Source organism: Gilliamella sp. W8136, from assembly GCF_016101285.1.
GTDB lineage: Bacteria > Pseudomonadota > Gammaproteobacteria > Enterobacterales > Orbaceae > Gilliamella > Gilliamella apicola_N.
On record NZ_JACFQU010000001.1, the window covers coordinates 178,399 to 194,814 of the forward strand.

General features: G+C 36.1%; 16 protein-coding genes. All 16 read right to left on the reverse strand.

The window, feature by feature from the left end:
• Positions 1-40 precede the first annotated feature (40 nt).
• Positions 41-928 carry a triphosphoribosyl-dephospho-CoA synthase CitG gene (citG, locus tag H3T96_RS00795; RefSeq protein ID WP_086325906.1) on the reverse strand — a complete coding sequence of 296 codons (888 nt, stop codon included), beginning with the start codon at positions 926-928 and terminating at the stop codon, positions 41-43.
• A gap of 111 nt (positions 929-1,039) precedes the next feature.
• Positions 1,040-4,027: a DNA translocase FtsK gene (locus H3T96_RS14920; protein WP_198248560.1), complete on the reverse strand. Its 2,988-nt coding sequence runs from the start codon at positions 4,025-4,027 to the stop codon at positions 1,040-1,042.
• A 106-nt stretch (positions 4,028-4,133) separates the two neighbouring features.
• Entirely contained in the window at positions 4,134-4,655 is a 522-nt protein-coding gene (locus H3T96_RS00805; RefSeq protein ID WP_144091333.1) for a gamma carbonic anhydrase family protein, read from the reverse strand.
• A 2-nt stretch (positions 4,656-4,657) separates the two neighbouring features.
• A complete protein-coding gene (locus tag H3T96_RS00810) occupies positions 4,658-5,902 on the reverse strand; it encodes a Bcr/CflA family multidrug efflux MFS transporter (protein WP_198248561.1) in 1,245 nt (414 codons plus the stop codon).
• 145 nt (positions 5,903-6,047) lie between these two features.
• Entirely contained in the window at positions 6,048-6,743 is a 696-nt protein-coding gene (rsuA, locus tag H3T96_RS00815; RefSeq protein ID WP_086325903.1) for a 16S rRNA pseudouridine(516) synthase RsuA, read from the reverse strand.
• Positions 6,744-6,763: 20 nt separating this feature from the next.
• Complete coding sequence (locus tag H3T96_RS00820) at positions 6,764-7,495, reverse strand: class I SAM-dependent methyltransferase (RefSeq protein ID WP_086325902.1); 732 nt, start codon at positions 7,493-7,495, stop codon at positions 6,764-6,766.
• The gene (prlC, locus tag H3T96_RS00825; RefSeq protein WP_086325901.1) at positions 7,482-9,509 is read right to left on the reverse strand and encodes an oligopeptidase A; all 2,028 of its coding nucleotides are present in this window, start codon (positions 9,507-9,509) and stop codon (positions 7,482-7,484) included. Before prlC ends, H3T96_RS00820 begins: the two co-directional genes overlap by 14 nt.
• A 92-nt stretch (positions 9,510-9,601) precedes the next feature.
• On the reverse strand, positions 9,602-9,859 hold the full coding sequence (locus H3T96_RS00830; protein ID WP_086318322.1) for a BolA family protein: 258 nt from the start codon (positions 9,857-9,859) through the stop codon (positions 9,602-9,604).
• A 93-nt stretch (positions 9,860-9,952) separates the two neighbouring features.
• Positions 9,953-10,225, reverse strand: coding sequence for an STAS domain-containing protein (locus H3T96_RS00835; protein WP_025316248.1), 273 nt, complete (start codon positions 10,223-10,225; stop codon positions 9,953-9,955).
• 15 nt (positions 10,226-10,240) lie between these two features.
• The gene (gene mlaC, locus H3T96_RS00840) at positions 10,241-10,873 is read right to left on the reverse strand and encodes a phospholipid-binding protein MlaC (protein ID WP_086318323.1); all 633 of its coding nucleotides are present in this window, start codon (positions 10,871-10,873) and stop codon (positions 10,241-10,243) included.
• Positions 10,874-10,875: 2 nt separating this feature from the next.
• The gene (gene mlaD, locus H3T96_RS00845) at positions 10,876-11,463 is read right to left on the reverse strand and encodes an outer membrane lipid asymmetry maintenance protein MlaD (RefSeq protein WP_086318324.1); all 588 of its coding nucleotides are present in this window, start codon (positions 11,461-11,463) and stop codon (positions 10,876-10,878) included.
• A gap of 11 nt (positions 11,464-11,474) precedes the next feature.
• On the reverse strand, positions 11,475-12,254 hold the full coding sequence (mlaE, locus tag H3T96_RS00850; RefSeq protein ID WP_198248562.1) for a lipid asymmetry maintenance ABC transporter permease subunit MlaE: 780 nt from the start codon (positions 12,252-12,254) through the stop codon (positions 11,475-11,477).
• Complete coding sequence (mlaF, locus tag H3T96_RS00855) at positions 12,254-13,069, reverse strand: phospholipid ABC transporter ATP-binding protein MlaF (protein ID WP_216354991.1); 816 nt, start codon at positions 13,067-13,069, stop codon at positions 12,254-12,256. The genes mlaE and mlaF overlap by 1 nt, the downstream gene beginning before the upstream one ends.
• A 299-nt stretch (positions 13,070-13,368) precedes the next feature.
• The gene (locus H3T96_RS00860) at positions 13,369-14,076 is read right to left on the reverse strand and encodes a methionine ABC transporter permease (RefSeq protein ID WP_086326578.1); all 708 of its coding nucleotides are present in this window, start codon (positions 14,074-14,076) and stop codon (positions 13,369-13,371) included.
• Positions 14,077-15,120, reverse strand: coding sequence for a methionine ABC transporter ATP-binding protein (locus H3T96_RS00865; RefSeq protein ID WP_086318328.1), 1,044 nt, complete (start codon positions 15,118-15,120; stop codon positions 14,077-14,079). It lies immediately after the preceding gene.
• A complete protein-coding gene (locus tag H3T96_RS00870; RefSeq protein ID WP_144091334.1) occupies positions 15,120-16,274 on the reverse strand; it encodes an amidohydrolase in 1,155 nt (384 codons plus the stop codon). Before H3T96_RS00870 ends, H3T96_RS00865 begins: the two co-directional genes overlap by 1 nt.
• Positions 16,275-16,416 lie beyond the last annotated feature (142 nt).

Genomic DNA, 16,416 nt, shown 5'->3' on the forward strand with positions numbered 1-16,416 from the left:
ATTAGTCAAATACTTAGCTCTAAACATAAAGAACATTCAATTAATATTGTGCTAAAAACCAAGTAATCGCAATTAAATCGGCTGTACCACCCGGACTTAGATTGCGTTTTATAAATTCTTCATCTAACTGATTTAACCGTTCAAGACCATTAGTATCAGTCATTCCACCTTGTTCAATGAGTTTTCTCGCTTCCTGTTGAGCAAAAGTTAATCCGTCTAAGCCACCTCTAGATACTAAATTAGTATCTTGATTATAGGCAAGTAGATGTAGCATTACTTGCAGTAAACATGTTTCTTCGTTATAGCCATTATGTTTCATTGCTCGATAAATAGGCAGTGAGATAGTGCGAACCGTTGCATAGCCTGATTCTGCTTCACCTCTGGCTCCGGGCAAATTGTGAAGTTTAAAAAGTTTTTCACCTATTGAACGGGTTGAATTATTTTGCTTAAGTTCATTGGTAACGATTCCTTGGCAAATCGCAGAAACTTGATCACAAATATTTTGTGTATTAATTGTTAAGCCTAGTTGTTCTAATTTGCCGATTGCACCTAGTAGCAGTCCAAAAGCAAAAATACCACCTTTGTGAGTATTGACTTGATTTGTCGCTTGGTACATTGCTTGCTCACACTCAATACCAATCGGTCTAATGCCTGCTAAAAATTGTTGGTTATCTTGCAAAGCCGATGCTTTACCATATTGATAAAAACGTTCGAACCAGACACTGATTGCTTTGATACTTTGAACAAAAGTTTGGAAATCCATATCACGATGTGCACCGCTATTATTCATATCAACCAATCCAGGTTTCGGCGATAAACAGACCTCTTTTATTAATGCTTTTGTCGCTAATTGTGCGGGTATACATTGATTATTATCACTGTTAAGTTCAAGTTCTAATAGTGCTATTTGCTGTGAATAATCACTCATTATCAATTATTACCTATAGGCAATGATGTAAAATCATTTGTTTGTGATGTAATGTTTGGATATCGCCAACTCATTGAACAAAATGGTTGGCGTACTTTTTATTTATTAAAATCAATAATTATTGTGGGATGGTGCTGCAAGTACTTCACGATTCCCATTATGGGCAGGAGGACTAATAATGCCTTCCGCTTCCATTTGTTCAACAATTCGGGCTGCTCTATTATAACCAATACGGAATTTTCGTTGTACGCTCGATATTGATGCTCTTTGTGTTTCAACGACAAAATCCACCACTTGGTCAAATAGTGGATCGAGTTCTTCCTGAAACATATCCGAACTACCATTTTCACCGTCATCGGTCGCTACGGTCACATTTTCAATATATTTTGGTGTACCGCGCGCTTTCCAATCTTGCACCACAGCGTGTACTTCTTCATCACGGACAAATGCACCGTGAACACGAATTGGAATAGAACTATTCGGCGCTAAATAAAGCATATCACCCATACCAAGCAATGATTCCGCTCCCATCTGATCTAAAATGGTGCGCGAATCAATTTTACTTGATACAGTAAAAGCAATACGGGTAGGAATGTTAGCTTTAATTAAACCCGTAATCACATCTACCGATGGTCGCTGGGTGGCTAATACCAAGTGGATACCTGCAGCTCTTGCTTTTTGTGCTAATCTAGCGATTAACTCTTCCACTTTTTTTCCAACCGCCATAATAAGATCAGCAAATTCATCGACCATAACGACAATGTAAGGCAGTTTTTCCAGCATTGGTCTGTCTAGATCCATACTGTCAGTGGGTTTCCAAAGTGGATCTGGGATTGGTTTACCCATATTTTCTGCTTCTTTAATTTTATCATTATAGCCTGCAATATTGCGTACACCAAACGCTGACATAAGGCGATAACGGCGTTCCATTTCATTGACACACCAATTAAGTGCATTAGCTGCATCTTTCATATCAGTAACAACTTGGGTTAATAGATGTGGAATACCTTCATAAATGGATAACTCAAGCATTTTTGGATCTATCATGATAAATCTTACATCTTCAGGTTTTGATTTATATAAAATACTTAAGATCATCGCATTAACACCAACCGATTTACCTGACCCCGTAGTACCTGCAACAAGTAGATGAGGCATTTTAGCTAAATCAGCAACCACAGATTGCCCAGAGATATCTTTACCAAGAACAACGGTAAGTGGTGATTGTGCATTTCTAAATTGAGGGCTATCAAGCACATCTCTAAAATAGACTGTTTGGCGATTTTTATTAGGTAACTCAATTCCCACATAAGGTTTACCCGGAATCACTTCCACCACACGTACAGATGGCATGGATAATGAGCGAGCTAAATCGCGATCTAATGTTGAAATGCGTGCAGCTTTGATACCTGGTGCAAGTTCAATTTCAAAGCGAGTAATAACAGGTCCCGGTAAATAGTCAACGACTCTTGCTTTCACACGATAATCAGATAAACTTTTTTCTAAAAGATTGGCTGTTGCATTTAACGCTGAATGATCAATTTCTATTCGCGTAGTAGGCGGTGCCGTCAGCAAATTTAACGATGGTAAAGGAGTTGTTGGTTTTGGCAAAGGTTTATCATTACGTCTTAATAAAGGATGAATTAAGCCATCTTCTTCGCTTTCTTCTTCAGTATTTTCATCGTTATCTTCATTAACCTGAACTTCACTTACCGGCTCTGCTTCAACAGCAAAAGTAGGAGATTGCGGTATTTCTTCAATCTGGTCAATCTCTTCTTCATTTAGATAGATATCATCAATAACAGGATTCGCTTTTTTTAGCGATTCAATATCGACATCATAAGGTTGTTCTCTTTCAATGATTTTTTCTTTAAGTTCTTCATGCTCATTTTGATCATTAATTGTTGTTGAAAGATTAACTTTTGGTGGTGTTATTTCACTGATAGGCTCAAACGGTGTTAACTCAACTTCTTGGGTTTGCTCTATTTTAGGCGCTTGATAGCCTGATGTGAATAAAGGTTTGCTCGGTGCATCAGAAATTGTATATTTATTTTCTTCCAAAGCTTGTACTTCTTCAGATTTATCTGATTGCATGTCAGATGATGTTTTTCGCTCATTCATATTTTTTATGATTACTTCCATACGAGCTAAAATATCATTAGAGTCAGCCTCTTTTTTAGACTCATCACGAGTTACTTGATTGGTTGAATTGACTTGATCTGTCGTTGTTTTTTCAAGTTCTTGTAATAATTGTTCAGCCGTTTTGATGAGTTTCTCATCATCTTTAAGGTTGTTGGATTCGGCACGTTGTTCAGCTTTATCTGTATTGATATCATGCTGTATTTTTTCTTCACTTGCTATGATTGATGTTGATTGAGCGGTATCTGTATTTACCGTCTCGTTATCAATAGGCATAGTTAATTTTGGTTCTTGTTCTTTGCCAACAACGGATGACGCTTTATCAGATTGTTGGTTGGTATTTATTATTTGGTTGGTTTCACGTGATAAAATTAACTTTGAGAATGGCGTAATGAGCCACATAACCAAAGCACCTAATTTTTCCATTAAGTAAAACCAAGATAATCCAGTTAATAAAGTGATGCAGGCAAGACTGGTAATTAATAATGCCAATGAAGTGGTTAGGGCATTCATTACCGGTAAAAGACTTTCAATTACAATTGCACCTAAATATCCTCCAGCATTGAATTGTTCTGCATCACGAATATTTAAAGCAAAGAAACCTGTGCTGCTGAAAATAAACGCTAAAATACCAATAATGCGAAATGACAAACTAAAGTAATTGATAGGAGCATTGGGGTTACGATAATAGTAGACCACCATTTGTGAGCTAAAGAATATCGAGATAAAAGGGATACAAAAAGCAATAAAACCTAGGAATTGGAATAAAATATCTGAAACATAGGCGCCAATGATACCACAATAATTACTGATTGGATTGTGCCATGCAGTACGAGACCATCCAGGATCAGATGGATTATAAGAATATAAGGATAAAAATAGACCAACAGATAATCCTATAATTGCCAGTAAAATGAATTGAGTGATTATCTGTTTTCTTGTTGTTTTTGACTTTTTCAAGTACGTACCTAAACAATTGCAACAGTTAAAATTGTTAGCATTTTATCATAAATTGCACCCTCTCACAGAGTGAATAAACCCTAAAGCATCATTATTCTTGTTGGTATTAATCAATCGGTGATAGGATTTTGCTAAATTTTTGTCCGTTTTGTACATAATTTAGAGCATTTTGTTTATTAGCAGCAATTTCAGCTTCAGTGAGTTTGCGAATAATTTTGGCTGGTGACCCCATAATTAAACATCCTTCTTCATAAGGTAATGAATGTGTCACTAATGAATTGGCGCCAACTAAACAATTTTTAGCAATTCTCGCATTATTTAAGATAGTACTTCCCATACCGATTAAAACATTATCCTCAATGTGACAACTATGAAGAATAACGTTATGACCAATCGTTACATTTTCACCCACAATACAGGGTATATCGGTTTCAATATGCACTGTACAATTATCTTGCACATTGCTATTTTTGCCTATATAGATTGGTGCAATATCACCGCGTAAGACAGCATTAAACCAAATCGATACTCCTTGCTCTAAAATCACATTACCAATAATATCAGCCGATTTGGCAATAAAACAATGTTCATGAATTTGTGGACATAAATCCCCTAATCGATAGATCATCGTTATTTCCTTTTAATATTTCTGATTTTTAAAAATAAACCGACTGCCAAAAAATTACATAAAACCATGGAGCCTGTCATTAGCCATTCAGAACTATTGTCTGAAACTGTCGTTACTGTTGTAAGATTTGAGACTAGGAATGATAGTGATATACCAACGGCTCCCGCTACTGCGAATCGAATTGTGCCAGCAAGCGAAGAGGCCGTTCCTGCGATATGCGGGTAAAAATCTAAAATAATAGCCATACTATTTCCGCCTATGGTTGACATACAGCCAATATATCCAGCAATGCAGATAACTAAATAGATGAAACCTAAATTAAATAATGTCACGATCATAAGTCCAATTGCCATGACAAATTGGATAAAAAGACCTAACTGCATCATTTTAAATGAGCCTACATGTTTAACCAAACGACTATTTAGGGTATTCATAAACACCATAACAACAATATTAAGTGCAAAGTAATAACCAAAATGTATGGATGCAACACCATGCAGGTTCATGTAAACAAAAGGTCCCAAACTTAAAAATGAGAATAAACCTGCACCGGCAAAGGCGCCTATCATCATATAAGCCAATACTTGTCCATGACGGAACAACGTAATGAAATTACTCAAAATACGGGTAAAACTAAATTTAGATCGTTTTGCCTTTGATAATGTTTCTGGAATAAAGATGATAACTAAAGCCAGCCCTATTAGTGCCGTTAGACTGATAGTGTAAAAATTAGCTTGCCAATTAAACCAATATAGAATAAATCCACCAATGATCGGTGCAAGGAGTGGAGCAACATTGGATATCAACATGACAAATGACATCATTTTAGAAAATTCATCGCGATCACGATAAATATCTTTCATTAACGCATTAATTACTATTGATGTTGCAGCGGCAGCAATACCGTGAAAAAAGCGCGCAGTAATTAATTGATTGATATTCGATGCAATACCACAAATTAATGCGGCAACTATAAAAATAATTAGACCCGCAATTAAAACGTAACGCCGTCCGTAGCTATCAGTAATAGGGCCAAATAAAAGTTGTCCAAAAGAAAATCCTAATAAATAACAGCTAATAGTAAGTTGTACTGTTGCATCGGCTACATTAAAATCTTGCGCAATGGTTGGCATGCTGGGTAGATACATATCTATGGATAACGGCATTAACATAGATAATAATCCAAGAATTAAAATCAGTTTTTTTTTGGAAATATTGATTCCTAACTGTAAATGTTGATCTTGCACCTATTAAGTCCTGTACCTGTTTTAACCTGTAAGTTAATTAAAATGTTATTTAAAAAACGATAACGTTACATGCAATTTTGTAAGAGATTTTGAAATATTAATTATCCGTTTAATACAGTAAAAATAGTTAAAGTTGTTAAATATCTTAATTCTGGTTAAACGAATTGATTTCATCTTGGGTAAGGGGACGGTATTCACCTTCAGGAATATCGACCTTAATATTACCTATTTGTTTACGATGTAATGCAACTACATGATTATCTACAGCCGCAAACATACGTTTAACTTGATGATATCGTCCTTCGCTAATGGTAAGCTCCGCATGGAAATCATCAATAATATTTAATTTAGCTGGTTTAGTTAGTGATTTCTCACTTTTTAATTGAATGCCATTGTTAAAAATTTCAATGAGATCTGCGGTTAATGGGCGCTCAACTGTCACCCAATAGATTTTTTCACAATGATGTTTAGGAGAAGTAATGCGATGTGACCACTTACCATCATCAGTCAATAATACCAATCCGGTTGTATCAAGATCCAATCGACCCGCGGCATGAAGTTTTTCGGGCATAGGCTCATCAATAAAATAAAGAATTGTTGGATGATCAGGATCATCAGTTGAACACACATAACCTTGGGGCTTATTTAGCATAAAATAGCGGTTATTGGTCACAGGTGTAATCTCATAACCATCATATTCAACTATCTGTTCGGGTGACAATTGATAAGCACCTGATTTAATAATTTCACCGTCGACCGTGACTTTTTTCGCTTTTAATTCTTTATTAACAATCGTTCGACTGATGCCGAGATGATGAGCAAGAAACTTATCTAATCGCATAAATTATGAATATTCCTGTATTACTTTAAAGGGGTATAAATATCAAAACGGTGATTTTTCGTTTTAATTTCTGCTGTTGGTTTTTGGTTAGCTAAAAAAGGTGCGTAACTAGGACGTTTAACCACCACTCTTTTGTTGGCTAACTGTCTTGCTGGTTCAAGTAAACTGTCTGAATCATCATCGCTGCCCACTAATTGTTGAAATATTCGCATCTCTTTTTTGACTAGTGCACTTTTGGTTCGATGAGGAAACATAGGATCAAGATAGACCACATCTGGTTTTTGAGTGTAAGTGCATAACCCATCAATACTTGAGTGATAAATCAGACGTAGATGTTGCTGTAACCAAGCACCCATATTTTCATCTAAATAAGCACGCTGTAGACCATCTTCTAACAGTGCAGCAACAACAGGATGACGTTCAAACATAGTGACATGACAACCAATAGCAGCAAGTACAAATGCGTCGCGACCCAGTCCAGCTGTGGCATCTACAACCGTTGGTAAATACTCACCTTTGACGCCAACTGCTTTGGCAATAGCTTCACCTCGTCCTCCGCCAAATTGACGGCGATGTGCCATAGCGCCAGATACAAAATTGACGCATATTGAGCCTAATTTGGGTTCGTCGTTTTTTTGTAATTCGAGTTGATTGTTTTGATTTACAAGAGTGAACGGCAGATCGGTATGCGTGGCCAACCACTGCTCAGCAAATAACTTTAGCTGAGCAGTATCTGTATTACTTAATTCCATAGTGACGAAGCAATGCCTCAAGTTGTGGTTCACGACCACGGAAATTTTTAAATAGCGTCATTGGTTCATCGCTGCCACCTTGTGACAAGATATTGTCAAGAAAAGCATTACCCGTGTTAGTATTGAAGATACCTTCTTCTTCAAAACGTGAAAATGCATCAGCCGACAATACTTCTGCCCATAAATAACTATAGTAACCAGCAGCATAACCACCTGCAAAAATATGACTGAAAGCGTGTGGGAATCGACCCCATTCAACCGTTGGAACCACAGCTACTTGTTGTCGGACTTTTTTAAGTGTTTCTAAAATATCCGGATCTTTTTGACTGTGTAACGTAAAGTCAAACAAGCCAAACTCTAATTGACGTAAAATAAATAATGCTGCTTGATAGTTTTTAGCATCCAACATTTTATCTAGCATCTCTTTTGGTAATGGCTCACCAGTTTGATAATGTCCAGATATAAACGAAAGTGCTTCAGGCTCCCAGCACCAGTTTTCTAAAAATTGGCTTGGTAATTCTACCGCATCCCAAGGTACACCATTAATACCTGCAACACCCGGTACTTCAATTTCAGTTAACATGTGGTGTAAACCATGCCCAAATTCATGAAATAGGGTAGTGACTTCGTTATGGGTAAATAACGCAGGTTTATCACCAATAGGTCGGTTAAAATTACACGTTAAATAAGCAACAGGATTTTGTGTATGACCATCCGCAAAGTGCATACGACCAATACAATCATCCATCCAAGCTCCACCACGTTTATGTTCGCGAGCATATAAATCAAGATAGAAGCTACCTTTTAATTCACCATTAGCAGTATACAGATCGTAGAATTTAACTTCAGGGTCCCAAACATCAACACCTTTGCGCTCTTTCGCGGTAATGCCAAAGATTCGATGTACGACTTCAAATAAACCGCTAATTACACGTTGCTCTGGGAAATATGGTCGTAACTCTTCATCATTGATGGTGTAAAGGTGCTGTTTTTGTTTTTCGCTGTAATAAGCGATGTCCCATGGTTGTATATCACTGGCACCGAAAAATTCGTAAGCGTAACGTTTAAGTTCAGCAAGTTCTTTTTCGCCTTGTGGTTTGGCTTTAGAAGCTAGGTCGGTAAGAAATTCCATTACTTGCGTGGTAGATTTTGCCATTTTGGTCGCAAGTGATTGATCTGCATAGGTCTTAAATCCTAATAATTGAGCAAGCTCATCGCGTAATGTCAAAATTTCTTGAATGATTTTAGTATTATCCCATTTGCCAGCATTTGGACCTTGGTCAGATGCTCGGGTATTATAAGCTTGATAGAGTTCAAATCGTAGATCACGGTTATCACAATAGGTCATCACGGGAAGATAACTTGGGATATCTAAAGTAAGTAACCAGCCTTCTTCACCTTTAGCTTTAGCCTGTTCTTGGGCTGCGACAAGGGCACTTTCAGGTAGACCCGATAAGGCTTTAACATCCGTAATTAATTTTGACCATCCCATAGTTGCATCTAATACATTATTGCTATAGGTTGATGATAATTCTGATAGTTTCGCAACAATTTCACCATAACGTTTTTGTTTTTCATCTGGCAGCCCAATGCCTGATAATTCAAAATCACGTAGGGCATTATTAATAACTTTTTTCTGAGCTTTGGTTAGTTTGGCGTATTGTTCACTTTCTTTAAGTTGTTTATATGCCTGATATAAAGGTTTATGTTGACCAACCCAAGTGCTGAATTCAGAAAGAAGTGGTAAACATGCTTCATAAGCTTCGCGTAATTCAGGGCTATTTTTGACCGAGTTTAGATGACTAACAGGTGACCATGCACGACTAAATTTTTCGTCCACTTCATCAATTGGTTGAATTAAATTTTCCCAAGTATATTGGCTGTTTTGTTTTAATACTGTTTCGATCGTATTTCGGCTGTTTTTTAATGTTTCTTGTATGGCTGGTAAAACATGTTCTGGCCTAATCTTCGAAAATAGGGGTAATGGTGCATTTGTTAATAATGGGTTAGTCATGTTGCGATACCTTATGTACATTGATATTTTCTATTAATAGAAAATAATATTGAGGCAAAAAATGTTTATTCAAGGGTTAATAAGAATCATTCTTATAATCCTATTAGTTTGCGCTCACGTTGCCATTCAGTGGGAGTATAAGTTTTTATGGATAGCGCATGGATACGATTATCATTAATAAATTCTGCTAAAGGGGCGTAAATAGCTTGTTGTTTTTTTACACGGCTAAGATCGGTAAATAATTCTCCGACAGCAATAACTTGAAAATGACTTCCATCATCAGTCATTACATGAATATCGTCAAGTTCAAGTGAATTTCTTAATTTATTTATAATTTCTTGTTTATCCATTAGTTATACTCATCATTAATATAAATTATACGTTTTAATTTTTGTAAAAAAGTTTCAGGTTATGGGGGTGTTTCAGTATAAAAATCCAATATATTAATCATCTATGACATGTTGTAAATCATATAAAGTGATTAATGTTTGTAATTGTGGATTAATATTTTTTAGTTTTACACAATATTTAATACAAAAATAGACTAAAGTCGCGAGTCCTGAAGAATCAACTCGAGTGAGCTCACCTAAATTAATGTATTTAACACCATTTAATATAGAGCTTTGCGTTGTCCATAAATCATTTAAAGAGTGAACATCAAGTTCACCCTGTAAGTACAATACATCTTGTTGTTTATCTGTTTTGATTCGCGACATTATAAAATAGCCTTTTTATTTAGCGTTAGGATCAATATTGCGATTTGATAGATCATTTAATTGTTTGGTTAATTCATCAATACCTTTTTGGCGCAGAACAGTTGCCCATTCGTTTTGTTTAGTGGTAACCATGCTTACCCCTTCCGCAGTTAGGTCATAGGCTTTCCATTCACCTGTTACAGTATTTTTTCGCCATTGGAAATCGATACGAATAGGTTGTTGATTTTTGTCTGGCTGATTTAATAATATGCGGATTGAAACAAGTGATTTATCACCTAAATCTTTTGATTTTTCAACTTGATAAGTTTGTCCGTTGTACATTGAAAGTGCTTGAGCAAATGCTTGTACTAAATAGTTTTCAAATGCCTTGAAATAAGCTGTACGCTGTGCATCAGTCGCTGATTTATATGCATTACCTAAGATTAATGCCCCTGCATATTTAACTTGTACGTAAGGCAGTAAATCCGTTCTTACAATATCTTTAAGTTTGTTCGGATTGGATTTAAGAGTTGAAGACTCTGCTTTCATCGTGTTAAAAATTTTGTCAGCTGCAACTTGCATATCTTGATATGGATCGTTTGCAAATGCTGTAGCACTTATCATTAAAGTAAGTACTAAAAAAAAGGTTTGTTTAAATTTGGTCAACATAGTTACTCCTTACTGTCATTAGTATCTTGTTTTTTGTCTTTATCTGATGATCCACCCGCACTATATAAAAATTGTCCAATTAAATCTTCAATAACCACTGCTGGTTTTGTGTTATATATAATAGAACCATCTTTAAGATAAGGATGATTATCTTCTTGATTTTGACTATCCGTATTTGATGAAGATGTCGGTGCATCTAAAGCATCAATATCATGTTCTGTGCTTTGATCTAATCCAAAGTTGATATCAATAAATTGTTCACCTAATAATCCTGATGTTTTAATTGAAAGTGAACTTAATTTTGGAATTTTATTATATTGAGTGTCTAAATCCATAGTTACCCATGGTTTATAATCTTCATTGTTCGTGGTTTTTAAGCTAATATTACTGACACGACCAATAACAACCCCACCAATTTTAATTGGTGAGCGTACTTTCAAACCACCAATATTATCAAATTGCGCATAGACTCGATAAGAGTTATGACTAACAAAAGATGTTGGGTCAGTTACTCTAAAGCATAAAAATAGCACTGAGACAATAACCAGCACCATAAATAATCCTACTGTAATTTCTACTTTACGACTCATGTTTAATGACCTCAATTACTAAACATTAATGCGGTTAAAATAAAATCTAACCCCAAAATAACTAATGATGAATAAACAACTGTATTAGTTGTTGCCCGACTAATTCCTTCTGATGTTGGTACACAATCGTATCCATTAAAAAGTGCAATCCAAGTACTGGCAATAGCAAATGCAAAACTTTTAACAAAACAGTTACCTAAATCATGCCACCAATCGACATTACTTTGGATGGATGACCAAAAGAACCCTGCGTCAATCCCTTTCCAATCTACACCAACTAATACGCCACCGATGATTCCGACCGCAACAAAAATCGCTGTTAAAAATGGCATGCTAAAAAATCCTGCCCAGAACCGTGGAGCTATAATGCGGCGTAAAGGATCAACGGCCATCATTTCCATACTTGATAGCTGTTCGGTAGCTTTCATAAGACCGATTTCAGCTGTTAAGGCAGAGCCTGCACGACCAGCAAACAGTAATCCAGCAACAACAGGTCCTAGCTCTCGTAACAATGCAAGTGCAACCAACATCCCTAAACTGGCTTCAGCCCCAAATGTTGTTAAAATAAAGTAGCCTTGTAGTGCTAGTACCATGCCGATAAACAGACCTGACACGATAATAATGGATAATGATTGTACACCAACAAAGTAGAATTGTTTGACCAGTAATGGGAATTGTTTTTTAAATTGTGGTTGACCAATCAATGCGCCAAATAGCATCATTCCTGAGCGCCCAATCATGGCGATCACATTAATAAACCATTGCCCCATTTTTGCGAGTAAATTCAACATTATTTTATACCTCTGCTTAGGTCCAATTTGTAATCATTAGCAGGATAATGAAAAGGTACTGGTCCATCTGCAAGTCCTTCCAAGAATTGTTTAACTCGTAAATCATCATTGTCACGTAGTTGCTCTGAAGTACCACCAGCGATAATATGCTGTTCTGCTACAATGTAGGCGTAATCAGCAATACTCAACACTTCGCTTACATCATGACTAACCACAATGCATGTTAATCCTAATGATTGATTAATTTCAGAAATAAGCTTAACAATTACGCCCATTGAAATTGGATCTTGCCCAGCAAAAGGTTCGTCAAACATGATTAAATCAGGATCAAGCGCAATTGCTCTTGCTAATGCTGCTCGCCTAGCCATCCCACCAGATAATTCCGATGGCATCATATTTGCTGCACCGCGAAGTCCTACGGATTGTAGCTTCATCAATACCAAGTTATGTAATACTGGTTCAGGTAATTTAAGGTGTTCGCGTAGAGGATAAGCGACATTATCAAATACAGATAGGTCAGTAAATAATGCACCTGATTGGAATAGCATACTCATGCGTTTGCGTACTTCATATAGCCTTGAGCGAGACATGCTTGGTATGTCTTCACCATCAAATAAAATTTGTCCTGTTTGTGGTTTTAATTGCCCACCAATCAGTCTTAATAGTGTAGTTTTACCAATTCCAGAAGGCCCCATAATAGCGGTTATCTTGCCTTTTTGAACAGTCAAACTCATATTTTTATAAATAGGCCGAGTTCCACGATAGAAAGACATATCGTGTATTTCGACCAAATTTTGCTGTAATGCGTCAGTCACAATGATTTCCTACACTACCAGAATTAAAATTTCGCCTATTTTACTTGATATTTATTAATAATGAAATCTATTAAACATATTATCAATGAGTCTGTGTTTACTAATTTAAACCTGTTATAACGAACTTATTCGTGTGTTTTATACTCAAACGTATAGTTAACCTCAAACTTTTTTACATTCATTGCTGTTTATTAATCTGCAATAAAGTCGTATTTAAACTCAGGTGATAGAACTTAAGTAATAAAGATGTTTAATAAATATAGGTAATAAAGAGAGTAATTTACTCTCTATATTATCCCTTAGTTAAGCAATTCATGCCGTGCCTTGCGGGCTAAATAGTTACCCGTACTTTGTACAAATTGAATGACAATAACCAAAATAAACACACAGATGTAAGTTACCGTCGTGTCAAAACGTTGATAACCATATGAAATAGCTAAATCGCCAATACCACCTGCACCAATAGCACCCGCCATGGCGGTCGCTCCAATTAAACCAATTGTGGCGGTTGTAAGCGTTAAAAGTAATGAGCTAAAAGCTTCTGGTAACATAAAATGCCAAATTATTTGAATTGGCGTTGCGCCCATAGCTTCAGCAGCTTCTATAATACCGCTTTTTACGTCTAATAACGAGTTTTCCACTAATCGAGCTATGTAAGGAGCCACATAAAAAGTGAGTGGAACAATTGCTGCTGTAGTACCAATTGAGCTGCCGACAATAAACTTTGTTAAAGGCAAAATTGCCACAAGTAAAATAATGAATGGCAATGAACGCACTAAATTAATGATTGGGTTGATAATGCGATAGACTCGTCTATTTTCAAGTAGCCCAGAGGGGCGAGTGGTTACTAAACAGATACCCAGCGGAATGCCAATCAGAGAGCCCAATATTAAAGAAAAAACGACCATAATCAAGGTTTCGTAAGATGCGTGTATAAACTGATCAGAGGTGACAGTAGTGGCAAAATTCGTACTTAAATAACTAAGTATATTATCAAATATTTGCATTTAATTAATCTCCCATTGTTTTATTTTGGTAACTTGTACACCACGTTCACGTAGATAGTGCACCGCTTGGTCAATGTTACTATCCTCACCTTTTAATTGAACAAACATACTGCCTAAAACTGTTTTTTCGATTTCTGACATATGGGCAAATAAAATATTCACGATAACTTTTTGTTGTAAAATGAGTGAATTAATGACGGGCTCAGAGGCTGAACGTCCTAAAAACTCCAATTTAAATAATTTGATATTATTTTTGTCTCCTTCTATTTTTAATAGATTTTCAACTACACCACTTGGAATTTGATCGTTTATCACAGAGCTGACAAAATTTTGTGTCGTGTGATGTTTCGGGTGGCCAAATACATCAAGCACATTACCATGCTCAATGATGTTACCTTTTTCCATGACGGCAACTTTGTGACAAATTCGTTCAATAACACTCATTTCATGAGTGATTAATACAACGGTTATTTTATATTTTTCATTGATTTGTTTTATTAAGTCTAAAATGGATTGAGTTGTTTGTGGATCAAGCGCTGATGTAGCTTCGTCGCACAGCAGTATATCTGGATTGTTAGCTAAAGCTCGCGCAATACCTATGCGCTGTTTTTGCCCACCCGATAGCTCTTTAGGATAGCTATTAGCTTTATCTCTTAATCCCACAAACTCCAATAGTTCATACACTTTTTGTTTAATCGTTTGTTTATCTTTTTTGATTAGGACTAATGGAATAGCAACATTTTCAAATACAGTTTTTGATTCAAGTAAATTAAAGTGCTGGAAGATCATGCCGATTTTTCGACGAACTTGACGTAGCTCTTGACTAGATAGTTGATTGAGTAATTGGTTTTGAATTGTGACACTGCCTTGAGTCGGTCTTTCAAGAAAGTTAATTAAACGAACAAGTGTGCTTTTTCCTGCTCCACTATAACCGATAATGCCATAAATATCCCCCTTTGCTATGGTTAAATTGATATTATTTAATGCTTGGGTAGTAATGCCATTGCGCTCATATTGTTTTGATACATTTTCAAATTTAATCATTAGTTACCACCTGCTTTTTTATCTTGTGCTAATTGAATTAGTGCTTGCTTGGCAAGTTCAGATAAATAGTTAACGGCAGGCATTATCATATCTCGATTAAGCTGAAATTTAGGATGATGCACAGCGTAAGGACTTTGTGAACCAAGGTTAATAAAAGCGCCGGGAACGTGATGTAAGTAATGAGCAAAATCTTCGCCACCAAGTTGAGGTTTAAAGTCGACGATTTCATAATTTGCATGTTTAGCAACTTGTTTGGCAAATTCAACCCATTTAGCATCATTAATAATGGATGGTGGACCATCAAACCAGCGTAGCTCAGCTTCCGCACCTAAGGCAGAAGCAATATTTTCAGTAATATTTTTTAGCTGCTGTTTAACTTTTGCTCTAATTTCAGGCATGAGCGTTCTAACCGTTCCCTCCATTTCTACCGTTTCGGGAATTACATTCCAAGTATTTCCTCCTTGAAATTTGGTAATACTAATGATAACCGCATCTAATCCGCTCACACTTCGACTTGATATTGTTTGAACTGCATTAACTATTTGAGCGCCAACAACGATAGGATCAACTCCTGTTTCTGGTCTTGCTGCATGCGCACCGACACCTTTAACAGTAATTTCAATACGGTCAACATTAGCAGAAAACGGCCCAGCACATGATGCCATCTGATTTATGGTTAAATTGGGATTATTATGTTGCCCTAATATTGCATCAACGCCCTTTAAAGCACCAATTTCAATAAAGTGTAATGCACCACTAAAGTTTTCTTCAGCAGGCTGAAATAGTAGACGAATTGTTCCTTTTAAATCTTTTTCATGTGCTTTTAGTAAGTATGCTGATCCCATTAAAATAGCAGTATGTACGTCGTGTCCACAGGCATGCATTACATTTGGATTTTTTGAACGATATTCACACGTGGTTTGTTCTTCGATAGGCAATGCATCAATATCAGCACGTAATGCTAGCACTGGTGAGCCGGAGCCTATTTCTGCTATCACACCTGTTTTAGCGCCTAATTCCAAAATGCGTATATTGGCTTTTTGTAAATAAGATTTTAATCGTTTTGTGGTTTCAAATTCCTGATTAGAAAGTTCAGGATATTGGTGTAACTCGACAAAGAGTCGATGAATAATATTTGCGATAGTTTGACTCATAATATATCCAACGATTAATAATGATTGATACTATTAACGGTAACATAGGCATATTTATCTCTCTAATAATCGTTTTTTATATCTTATTCCAAAAAGTTATAAGATAGAATTACATGGAATAAATGAACTATTTTTTCTATGT